Here is a 10,131-nt window from a genome sequence, read left to right on the forward strand (position 1 = left end):
GACCGCGCCGCGGTAGCCGGTGCAGTGGGTGAGGCTGCCCACCACGCCGTCGGGCCAGCACGGTTCGCCCTTGTCGCCCTTGAGGATCGGCACCGGCGGCAGGCCGAGTTCGCCCATCGCCACGCGGGCGCAGTGCCTGACGGTGATGAACTCGTTGCGCCGCTTGGCGACCGACTTGGCGATCAGCGGCTCCTCCTCGGGCAGCGGGGCCAGATCGGGCGGGTCGGAATACAGCTCGGAGTAGGCCAACTCGCGCGCGTCGGGCAGTACCGAGGAGACCAGCAACTGCTCGGTCATCGGGACTGCCGCTGCCGCAACCGTTCCCGGAACTGCGCGGCCTGCTGCCGCATCTCGGGGGTGATCTCGAAATGGCCGCCGAAGTCGTTGAGGTAGCCCGGCGCGTACTGCGGGTCGGGCAGCACCTGGCGCAACCAGCTGTGCGGCTTGCGGCGCCGCCATTCCCGCGGGTAGCCCACCGACACCTCCTCGAAGCGCACGTCGTCGTACCAGGTGGTCCGCGGGATGTGCAGGTGGCCGTAGACCGAACAGACGGCGTTGTATCGCGTGTGCCAGTCGGCGGTCTTGGTGGTTCCGCACCACAGCGAGAACTCGGGGTAGAACAGCGCGTCGCAGGGTTCGCGCACCATCGGGAAATGGTTCACCAGAACCGTCGGCGTCATCCAGTCGAGTTGCTCGAGGCGGGCCCGAGTGGCGGCGAGCCGCTCCCGGCACCAGGCCTCCCGGGTCGGGTACGGCTCCGGCGAGAGCAGGAATTCGTCGGTGGCGACGACGTTGCGCTCCCGCGCGATGGTCAGGCCCTCCGCTTTGCTCGTCGCACCCTCGGGCAAGAAGCTGTAGTCGTAGAGCAGGAACATCGGCACGATCGTGGCGGGGCCGCCGCGCTCGGTCCACACCGGGAAGGGATGTTCGGGGGTGACGACGCCCATCTCGTCGCACATGTTGACCAGGTAGTCATAGCGGGACTTGCCGAAGATCTGCACCGGGTCGCGGGTGGTGGTCCACAGCTCGTGATTGCCGGGCACCCAGATCACCTTCGCGAATCGGCGGCGCAGCAGGTCAAGCGCCCAGCGGATCTCGTCGGTGCGTTCGGCGACGTCGCCGGCGACGATCAGCCAATCGTCCGGCGAGGACGGGTGCAGGGATTCGGTGACGGGCTTGTTGCCGAGGTGCCCGGTGTGCAGGTCGGAGACGGCCCACAGCGTCGGTTGTCCCCCGTTGGGCGATTCGTGCCCCGCATTTTGACCAGCCACGATTAACCAGCCTAATGACCCGCGGTCGCGGGCCGGCCAGGACCGGCCCTTGCCCGCGGCATTAGAACGTGTTCTTGTTTCCCTGTGGCCTCACCGACGCGACTTGTACACTCCCGGCAAAGGAGCGCCGAGCCGTCAGGGGGTGTCGTGTTCGCCAAGGTGCGTCTGATCGGGGCGGTGGGCGCCCTGGTCGCAGCGGCCGTAGCAGGCACCGCGGGATGGCTGGGGGCCGCGCCGGGGCCCGAGGGCGGTGGGCGCGTCGAGCTGCGCTCGACCGCGGCGCCGATGGAGACCACGATGAAGAGCCCGATCGTGGCGACCACCGACCCGCGCCCCTTCGACGCGTGCGAGGACATCCCGTTCGACGTGATCCAGCGGCTCGGGCTGGGATTCACACCGCCCGAACACGAAGACGGCCTGCGCTGCCACTTCGACGCGGGTAACTACCAGGTGGCCGTCGAGCCGATCATCTGGCGCACCTACGAGGAGACGCTGCCGCCCGACGCCGTCGAGACGACGATCGCGGGCCACCGCGCCGCGCAGTACTGGGTGCTCAAGCCGACGTACCACAACAGCTACTGGTATTACTCCTGCATGACCGTGTTCAAGACCAGCTACGGCGTGCTGCAGCAGGCGCTGTACTACTCGACGGTCTACTCCAATCCCGAGGTGGACTGCATGTCCACCAATCTGCAGCGCGCCAACGACCTGGCGCCTTACTACAAGTTCTAGGGACCGGCGGGCCTTAACCTGGGCACCGTGAGTATCACCTCCACGCGACCAGCCCAGCCCGCCCTGCACACCCTGCGGCACGTCGGCGCCAAGGCCGCCGGCCGGCTGCTGGGGCTGCGGCCCGCGACGATGGACTACACCGTCGAACGCGTGCGGGTGCCCATGCGCGACGGGGTCGACCTGGTGGCCGATCACTACGCGCCGGCCACCGCGTCGGCCGCCGGCACCGTGCTGGCCCGGGGCCCTTACGGGCGCGCGTTGCCGTTCTCGCTGCTGTTCGGGGCGCTGTACGCAAGCCGCGGCTACCACGTCGTGTTGCAGAGCGTGCGCGGCACGTTCGGGTCGGGCGGGGCATTCGAGCCGATGGCCAACGAGGCCGCCGACGGCGCCGACACCGTGGCCTGGCTGCGCGAGCAGCCCTGGTTCACCGGCAGCTTCGCCACCGTCGGCCTGTCCTACCTCGGGTTCACCCAGTGGGCGCTACTGACCGATCCCCCACCGGAGCTGGCCGCGGCCGTCATCACGGTGGGGCCGCACGATTTCAACGAATCCGTCTGGGGCACAGGCTCGTTCGCCATCAACGACTTCCTGGGCTGGAGCGACATGGTGGCCCACCAGGAGGACCCGATCCGGGCGCGGTCCGCGCTGCGCCAGCTGCAGAACCGCGGCAAGGTGGCACAGGCGGCCCTCGGGCTGCCGGTCGGCGAGACGGCTCGCGCGCTGCTCGGCGCGGGCGCGCCGTGGTTCGAGTCGTGGGTGGAGCACACCGATCCGGGCGACCCGTTCTGGGACGCGCTGCGCTGCGGCGCCGCGCTGGACCGGGCCGAGGTGCCCGTGCTGCTGATCGGCGGCTGGCAGGACATCTTCGTCAGGCAGACGCTGCAGCAGTACGCGCACCTGCGCGGCCGGGGCCTCGACGTCGCGCTCACCATGGGCCCGTGGACGCACGCCCAGGTGCTCACCACCGGATTGAGCACCTGCATGCGGGAGTCGCTGGACTGGCTGGACACCCACCTGGGCGGCGCGCCCGCGGACCGGCCCAGCCGGGTGCGGGTCTGCGTCACCGGGCAGGGCTGGCGCAACGTGCCCGACTGGCCGCCCGCCACCACCGAACGCGCGCTGTACCTGCGGCCGGGCGGCCACCTCGGCGAGACCGCGCCGACGGACCTGACGCGGCTGGCACCGGCGACCTTCCGCTACGACCCCGCCGACCCCACCCCCACCACGGGCGGACCGTTGCTCTCGCCGAACGGCGGCTACCGCGACGACAGCCCGCTCGCCGCGCGCGACGACGTGCTGGCCTTCACCAGCCTCACCCTCACCCACGACCTCTGCGTCTACGGGAGCCCGGTGGTCGAGCTGGCGCACGGCGCGGACAACCCCCACGTCGACCTGTTCGTCCGGGTGAGCGAGGTCGACTTCAAGGGCCGATCGAAGAACGTCAGCGACGGCTACCGGCGGCTGGACGCCGCCGCCAAGAACGCAAAGAACTCCGCCAAGAACGCAAAGAACTCGAAGAAAACCCTCCGCATCGAGCTCGACGGCGTCGCCCACCGCTTCCGCGCCGGCTCCCGCATCCGGGTGCTGATCGCCGGCAGCTGGTTCCCCCGTTACGCGCGCAACCTGGGCACCGACGAGCCGATCCTGACGGGCCGGCAGTCCAGGCCGGCCACCCACACCGTGCGCTACGGCCGCTCCCGGCTGCTGCTGCCCGTCGGCCCGCTCGACCTGTCAGCCAACGGCGCGGCGGACGCGGGCGGCGACCTCGGCTAGCGCCGCGGCGTCATGAACGGGCGCCCCGAACGGCGCCCGCACGGGCAGCTCCACCCAGCTCTTGCAGCCGCCGTGGTCGGGTGCGCGGGTGATGTCCACCGGCTCGGCCAACGGATGCACCGACACCACCAGCACCGCCAGCGTGTGCTTCGGGCGGAAGTCCAGCCGGTCGGCGCGCACCGAATCGGCGGTCCAGATGTGCAGGTCCTCGATCGACGGCAGGCCTTCGGGCTGGTTAACCGGCACCGCCGCAACGACTTTCGCTGCCGCCCGGATCACCAGGCGATCCTCGGTGCTGTCGGCGGCGGCCGCCTCGAGCAGGTCGCGATGCTCGGGCCGGACGCGCTCCGCGTGGCTGTGCGCGACCGTCGGGAACAACAGGAACTCGTCGGCGGCCAGCTCAAAGCGCTTCTCCCCGATGCCGCCCTTGCGCAGCAGCACCCGCTGCCGCCCGTCCAGCAGGGCGTGCACCGCCGCGCTCCACTCCTTCAGCGCGGGCGTCGCGGTTCCGGTGGTGGCCGTCTGGGTCATTGCGCGTTCTCGAGGCGGGCGATCACTTCGGGCCGGCGCAGCGGCGGGACCGTCTTGGGCGGCTGCCGTCGCGGGGGCAGCGCCGCCAACAACCGCGTCGTCGTCTCGGTCACCTCGGCGACGGCGGCTTCGAACGCCTCGGCGTTGATCGCCGACGGGTGGGTGATGCCGCTGACCTTGCGGACGTACTGGCGCGCCGCCGCCGCGATTTCCTGCGGCGTGGCCGCGGGCTGCAAGCCCCTCAGCTCGGTGATGTTCCGGCACATGGGATCCACGATAGGCGCCGCGAGTCACCCTCTACGGTGAACACATGACCGATGACATCCTGCTGATCGAGACCGACGAGCGGGTGCGCACCCTGACCCTCAATCGGCCGCAGTCCCGCAACGCGCTGTCCTCCGCGCTGCGGGATCGGTTCTTCGGGGCCCTCGCCGACGCGGAAACCGACGACGACGTCGACGTCATCATCGTCACCGGCACCGACCCGGTGTTCTGCGCGGGCCTGGACCTCAAGGAGCTGGGGGGTTCCTCGGCTCTTCCGGACATCTCCCCGCGGTGGCCACCGCTGAGCAAGCCGGTCATCGGTGCGATCAACGGCGCCGCGGTGACCGGCGGACTGGAGCTGGCCCTGTACTGCGACATCCTGATCGCCTCGGAGAACGCCCGGTTCGCCGACACCCACGCCCGCGTGGGCCTGCTGCCCACCTGGGGGCTGAGCGTGCGGCTGCCGCAGAAGGTGGGCGTCGGCCTGGCCCGGCGCATGAGCATGACCGGGGACTACCTGTCGGCGGCCGACGCGCTGCGCGCCGGGCTGGTGACCGAGGTGGTGCCGCACGAGGCGCTGTTGGGCACCGCCCGCGCCGTGGCCGCGTCGATCGTCGGCAACAACCAGGACGCGGTGCGGGCGCTGCTGGCGTCCTATCACCGGATCGACGACGCGCAGACCAGCGCGGGCTTGTGGCAGGAGGCGATGGCGGCCCGCCGCTTCCGGACCAGTGGCGACGACATCGCCGCCAACCGCGAGGCGGTGCTGCAGCGCGGCCGGGCCCAGGTCCGTTAGCGGCCGAACTGATGACGCAATTCCCGCCGCCTCAGCGGCGCGGACGAGCGACCGCGGACACCGTCGCGACCGTGCTGCTCTTCGTCGTGCAGCTGGTGGTCAGTGCCGGGGCATTCGCCTTGGCATTGTTGTCCTCGATGTGGTTGATGCTGCCGATATGCAGCGATAACTGCGACAGCCCGGGTGTCACCCACTTCGTCCACCGCACCTTCGCCGGGACGGTCGTCATCGTCGCCGGAATAGCCGGGGGACTGCTGGTGTCATGCGTCGGGGCGCTGGTCGCGGGTGCTCGCCGACGCCCCGGGATGTGGAAATGGCCGGCATTAGGCCTGGTCATGGCCCTCGGGTCCGTTTTGATCGCCGCTGGTTTATGGGTGAACTGAGGTCAACCCATACGATCAGCTGATGCGTACGGTCGTCGACGTCACCGTGAGGGTCCTGGTGGGCGCTCTGGCGCTCGCGTTCGCGCTCGCGGGGCCCGCGTTGCCGCGCGCGGCCGCGCTGCCACCGGCGGGCTTTCCCAGCCTGGACGGTTTCGCCCCGGTCCCGGCGGACGGCTACGTGGCCAGCTCCGGGCCGGGCACCCCGCCCCGAATCAGTTTCTCCACCCCGTACTCGCTGGCGTGCGACTTCTACGGCGGGCCGGCGCCCGCGCCGCAGCCGTCACAGGACATCAAGTGCAAGGGCGACATGCCCGGGATCGACGACGTTCCCGTCCTCGGCGGGCGCCCGCACCCGGGCGACTGCCTGGTGGGTTCCGCTGAGTTCAAGGGGCCGGGCTACCAATTGAGCCGCATGTCCTACGGCGGATGCGACGGCAACCCCGCGGCCCTTCCCCCGGGCGGCAAGTTGCTCGGAGTGGGCCAGAAGCTGACGTACCTGAACGTCACGTGCGCCGTCGGCGCCGACAACCTGGTGGCCTGCCTGGACACCACCAGCGGCGACCACGGATTCGTGCTGCAGCGCGCGGGCAGCTGGGCGTTCTAGCCCAACGGCGTCCTAGCCCAGGGCACTGCGCAGCGAAGCCACCGCGTCCTCGATCGGGCCGCTCGTCGAATAGCCGGCGGCCAGCCGGTGACCGCCCCCGCCGAACGCGGACGCGACCGCCGCCAGGTCCACCTCGGCCTTGGCCCGCATCGACACCGACCACTGCAGCGGGTCGACCTCCTTGAACACCGCGGCCACCTCCGCCTGCTGCGTGGTGCGCACGATGTCGACGATGCTCTCGACTTCCTCGGGACGCGAACTGATCCAATCCTGGTGTCGGACAACCGCATACACCAGCCCCCGACCACCGGCGGCGTCGGGCAGCAGGTGCGCGGAGCCCAGCACGCGGGAGAGCAGCGGCAGCCAGTCGAAGGGGTGGCTGTCCATCAGCGTCCGGCTGATCGCCGCGTTGTCCACGCCCGCCTCCACCAGCCGGGCCGCCAGCCGAAGGGCGCGGGCGGTGGCCCAGCGGAAGGACCCGGTGTCGGTGGTCAGCCCGGCATAGATGCAGTGCGCGACGTCCGGTTCGATCGGCTTGTCCCAGGCGTCGAGGATGTCGGCGATCAACATCGTGGTCGAATCCGCCGACACGTCAACGAAGTTCGCGGTGCCGAACAGCTCGTTGGAGGCGTGGTGGTCGATCACCAGCGATTCGCGGCCCGGACCGGCCAGCTCGCTCAGCGCGCCGAGCCGCTTGACGCTCGGAACGTCAACGGTGACAACCAAATCGACGTCGCGCCGCATCGCATCCGCGGCCACCAGCAATCCACAGCCGGGCAGCGAGGCCAGCGACTCGGGCAGCGTCGCGGGCTCGGCGAAACCGACCTCGACGCTTTTGCCGCACTTGTCCAGCACCAAGGCCAGCGCCAGCCCGGCGCCGATGGTGTCGGCGTCGGGGTGGACGTGGGCGACCACCGCGATGGTTTCGGCGGCGGAAAGCAATTCGACCGCGCCGCGGGCGTCGACGCGTGCCCCGGCTGCCGCGGCGCGGGACAGCTCAGTCTTCGCGTCGGTCGCCGTCACCGGTGTCCTCGTCGCTTGCCCCGCTGGGACGGTAAGGATCGGCATCCCCGGCCGGCTTGGCACCCGATCGGACGCGCGCCAGGTCCGCGTCCGCGGCGCGGGCGCGCGCCAGCAACTCGTCCATCCGCTGCACGGTGTCCAACGTGGTGTCGCGGTTGAAGGTCAGGGTCGGCGTGAAGCGCACACCGGTGCCCGCCCCCACCATGGTGCGCAGCGCGCCCTTGGCCCGCTCCAGCGCGGCCGCCGCGGCGGCGTAGTCCGGCTCGTCGTCCAGGGTGCGGCCCATCACGGTGTAGAACACCGTCGCATCGTGCAGGTCGGCGGTGACCTTCGTGTCGACGATGGTCACCCCGTCGAGCCCCGGATCCTTGATCTCGAATTCGATCGCCGATGCGACGATCGTGTTGATGCGTTTGGCCAGTCGGCGCGCCCGGGCGGGGTCGGCCATTATGAATTCACCGCCTTCTCCTCATCACTTCGTTCTGCATCGTCGGCGGCGGCGGTCAGGCGCGCTCCTTCTGCACGAGCTCGTAGGACTCGATGATGTCGCCTTCCTTGATGTCGGAGTAGCCCAGCGTCATACCGCACTCGAAGCCCTCGCGCACCTCGGTCACGTCGTCCTTCTCCCGGCGCAGCGAGTTGATCGTGAGGTTCTCGGTGACCACGACGTTGTCCCGCAACAAGCGGGCCTTCGCGTTGCGCCGCACCACCCCGGAGCTGATCATGCAGCCGGCGATGATGCCGACCTTGGAGGACCGGAAGATCGCGCGGATCTCGGCGCGACCCAGCTCCTGCTCCTCGTAGATCGGCTTGAGCATGCCGCGCAAGGCCTTCTCGATGTCGTCGATCGCCTGGTAGATCACCGAGTAGTAGCGGATCTCCACACCCTCGCGGTTGGCCAGCTCCGTCGCCTTGCCCTCGGCGCGCACGTTGAACCCGATGATCACCGCGTCCGACGCCGACGCCAGGTTGACGTTGGTTTCGGTGATGCCACCGACGCCACGGTCGATGACGCGCAGTTCCACCTCGTCGTCGACCTGGATGCCCATCAGGGCCTCCTCGAGCGCCTCGACCGTACCGGCGTTGTCGCCCTTGAGGATCAGGTTCAGCTGGCTGGTTTCCTTCAGCGCCGAGTCCAGGTCCTCCAGGCTGATGCGCTTGCGGGACCGCGCCGCCAGCGCGTTGCGCCTGCGGGCGCTGCGCCGGTCGGCGATCTGGCGAGCGATGCGGTCTTCGTCGACGACCAGGAAGTTGTCACCGGCGCCCGGGACCGACGTGAAGCCGATGACCTGCACCGGCCGCGACGGCAACGCCTCCTCGACGTCGTCGCCGTGCTCGTCGACCATGCGGCGAACCCGACCGTACGCGTCGCCGGCCACCACCGAGTCGCCGACGCGCAGCGTGCCGCGCTGCACCAGCACCGTCGCGACCGGGCCGCGGCCGCGGTCCAGGTGCGCCTCGATCGCCACGCCCTGGGCCTCCATGTCGGGGTTGGCCCGCAGGTCCAGGGCCGCGTCGGCGGTCAGCAGCACCGCCTCTTCGAGCGCTTCGATGTTCGTGCCCTCCTTCGCCGAGATGTCGACGAACATCGTGTCGCCACCGAAATCCTCGGCCACCAAACCGTATTCAGTGAGCTGTGCCCGGATCTTGGCCGGGTCGGCGCCCTCCTTGTCGATCTTGTTGACGGCCACCACGATCGGCACGTCGGCCGCCTGCGCGTGGTTGATGGCCTCCACCGTCTGCGGCATCACGCCGTCGTCGGCGGCGACCACCAGGATGGCGATGTCGGTCGCCTTCGCGCCGCGGGCACGCATGGCGGTGAACGCCTCGTGACCCGGGGTGTCGATGAAGGTGATCAGCCGCTCGTTGCCGTCGAGGTCGACCGAGACCTGGTAGGCGCCGATGTGCTGGGTGATGCCACCGGCCTCGGCCTCACGCACGCTGGCGTTCCGGATCGTGTCCAACAGCCGCGTTTTACCGTGGTCGACGTGACCCATCACGGTCACCACCGGCGGCCGGGTCTGCAGGTCTTCCTCGCCGCCCTCGTCCTCGCCGTAGGTCAGGTCGAACGACTCCAGCAGCTCGCGGTCCTCGTCCTCCGGGCTGACGACCTGGACGACGTAGTTCATCTCGCTGCCCAGCAGCTCGAGCGTCTCGTCGCCGACCGATTGGGTGGCCGTCACCATCTCGCCGAGATTGAACAACGCCTGCACCAGCGAGGCCGGGTTGGCGTTGATCTTGTCGGCGAAGTCGGAGAGCGACGCGCCGCGGGCCAGCCGGATCGTCTCGCCGTTGCCGTGCGGCAACCGCACGCCGCCGACGACCGGCGCCTGCATGTTCTCGTATTCGGCGCGTTTCGCCCGCTTGGACTTGCGGCCGCGTCGGGGCGCACCCCCGGGACGGCCGAACGCGCCGGCCGCGCCCACCGAAGCGCCGGCCCGTCCCGGGCCGGTGCCCGGCCGCCCCTCACCGGGACAGCCCGGGCAGCCAAAGCCGCCCGCGCCCGGCCAGCCGGCCGGCCAGCCCGGACCCCAACCCGGCATGACGCCGGGTCCGCGCCCCGGTCCGGCGCCGAAGCCCGGCGTGCGCACCCCGCGCGTCGGCAACAACCCGTTCTCGTCCGCGCAGCCCGTCGACCGGCCGATCCCGCGCCCGGTGCCCCGCCCCGGGGCGCCCCGGCCCGGTGCGCCGCGTCCCGGCGCTTCGCCCGGCAACATGCCGCCCCGTCCCGGTGGCGCTGCGGATCAGCGGCCG

Annotated in this window: 11 protein-coding genes and 1 pseudogene; 5 read left to right on the forward strand and 7 right to left on the reverse strand. The window is 70.6% G+C overall.

Annotated elements, in window-relative coordinates; all coding sequences use genetic code 11:
• Positions 1-297 (reverse strand): 4'-phosphopantetheinyl transferase (locus tag A9X03_RS05805; protein ID WP_369831001.1); only part of this gene is annotated, 297 nt, incomplete at its 3' end.
• A complete protein-coding gene (locus A9X03_RS05810; RefSeq protein ID WP_067759913.1) occupies positions 294-1,271 on the reverse strand; it encodes a metallophosphoesterase in 978 nt (325 codons plus the stop codon). The genes A9X03_RS05810 and A9X03_RS05805, both read right to left, overlap by 4 nt.
• Before the next feature lie 147 nt (positions 1,272-1,418).
• On the opposite strand from A9X03_RS05810, the gene A9X03_RS05815 reads away from it, so the two are divergent.
• Together A9X03_RS05815 and A9X03_RS05820 are read left to right on the forward strand one after the other, a co-directional pair.
• Entirely contained in the window at positions 1,419-2,003 is a 585-nt protein-coding gene (locus A9X03_RS05815) for a DUF3558 domain-containing protein (protein WP_067759917.1), read from the forward strand.
• 27 nt (positions 2,004-2,030) lie between these two features.
• Positions 2,031-3,776, forward strand: coding sequence for a CocE/NonD family hydrolase (locus tag A9X03_RS05820; protein ID WP_068260093.1), 1,746 nt, complete (start codon positions 2,031-2,033; stop codon positions 3,774-3,776).
• Here A9X03_RS05820 and A9X03_RS05825 read toward each other — a convergent pair.
• Positions 3,735-4,307, reverse strand: a complete 573-nt coding sequence (locus tag A9X03_RS05825) for a DUF1802 family protein (RefSeq protein ID WP_068260099.1) — start codon at positions 4,305-4,307, stop codon at positions 3,735-3,737. The genes A9X03_RS05820 and A9X03_RS05825 overlap by 42 nt on opposite strands.
• Positions 4,304-4,573 carry a DUF2277 domain-containing protein gene (locus tag A9X03_RS05830; protein WP_067890876.1) on the reverse strand — a complete coding sequence of 90 codons (270 nt, stop codon included), beginning with the start codon at positions 4,571-4,573 and terminating at the stop codon, positions 4,304-4,306. The genes A9X03_RS05825 and A9X03_RS05830 overlap by 4 nt, the downstream gene beginning before the upstream one ends.
• Before the next feature lie 44 nt (positions 4,574-4,617).
• Here A9X03_RS05830 and A9X03_RS05835 point away from each other — a divergent pair, with 44 nt between their 5' ends.
• Genes A9X03_RS05835 through A9X03_RS05845 form a run of 3 tightly spaced genes read left to right on the forward strand, consistent with a single transcriptional unit; the run spans position 4,618 to position 6,354 of the window.
• Positions 4,618-5,367 carry an enoyl-CoA hydratase gene (locus A9X03_RS05835; RefSeq protein WP_068260102.1) on the forward strand — a complete coding sequence of 250 codons (750 nt, stop codon included), beginning with the start codon at positions 4,618-4,620 and terminating at the stop codon, positions 5,365-5,367.
• 11 nt (positions 5,368-5,378) lie between these two features.
• On the forward strand, positions 5,379-5,750 hold the full coding sequence (locus tag A9X03_RS05840; protein WP_067759934.1) for a hypothetical protein: 372 nt from the start codon (positions 5,379-5,381) through the stop codon (positions 5,748-5,750).
• A 22-nt stretch (positions 5,751-5,772) separates the two neighbouring features.
• A complete protein-coding gene (locus A9X03_RS05845; protein WP_067780307.1) occupies positions 5,773-6,354 on the forward strand; it encodes a hypothetical protein in 582 nt (193 codons plus the stop codon).
• A gap of 12 nt (positions 6,355-6,366) precedes the next feature.
• Here the strand turns inward: A9X03_RS05845 and A9X03_RS05850 are convergent, their stop codons facing one another.
• The 3 genes and pseudogenes from A9X03_RS05850 to infB all read right to left on the reverse strand — a co-directional run.
• Positions 6,367-7,377, reverse strand: coding sequence for a bifunctional oligoribonuclease/PAP phosphatase NrnA (locus A9X03_RS05850; RefSeq protein ID WP_067759940.1), 1,011 nt, complete (start codon positions 7,375-7,377; stop codon positions 6,367-6,369).
• Positions 7,352-7,825, reverse strand: coding sequence for a 30S ribosome-binding factor RbfA (rbfA, locus tag A9X03_RS05855; RefSeq protein WP_068015115.1), 474 nt, complete (start codon positions 7,823-7,825; stop codon positions 7,352-7,354). Before rbfA ends, A9X03_RS05850 begins: the two co-directional genes overlap by 26 nt.
• A gap of 55 nt (positions 7,826-7,880) precedes the next feature.
• Positions 7,881-10,088 (reverse strand): annotated as a pseudogene (gene infB / locus A9X03_RS05860) (translation initiation factor IF-2); the annotation flags it as partial.
• Positions 10,089-10,131: the final 43 nt, after the last annotated feature.

This window comes from Mycobacterium sp. E1715 (assembly GCF_001667625.1).
GTDB lineage: Bacteria > Actinomycetota > Actinomycetes > Mycobacteriales > Mycobacteriaceae > Mycobacterium.

Coding starts and splice junctions, on each gene's coding strand:
- A9X03_RS05825 (WP_068260099.1), bottom strand. CDS start 4,307: ATGACCCAGACGGCCACCACCGGAACCGCGACGCCCGCGCTGAAGGAG.
- A9X03_RS05830 (WP_067890876.1), bottom strand. CDS start 4,573: ATGTGCCGGAACATCACCGAGCTGAGGGGCTTGCAGCCCGCGGCCACG.
- A9X03_RS05835 (WP_068260102.1), top strand. CDS start 4,618: ATGACCGATGACATCCTGCTGATCGAGACCGACGAGCGGGTGCGCACC.
- A9X03_RS05840 (WP_067759934.1), top strand. CDS start 5,379: ATGACGCAATTCCCGCCGCCTCAGCGGCGCGGACGAGCGACCGCGGAC.
- A9X03_RS05845 (WP_067780307.1), top strand. CDS start 5,773: ATGCGTACGGTCGTCGACGTCACCGTGAGGGTCCTGGTGGGCGCTCTG.
- rbfA (WP_068015115.1), bottom strand. CDS start 7,825: ATGGCCGACCCCGCCCGGGCGCGCCGACTGGCCAAACGCATCAACACG.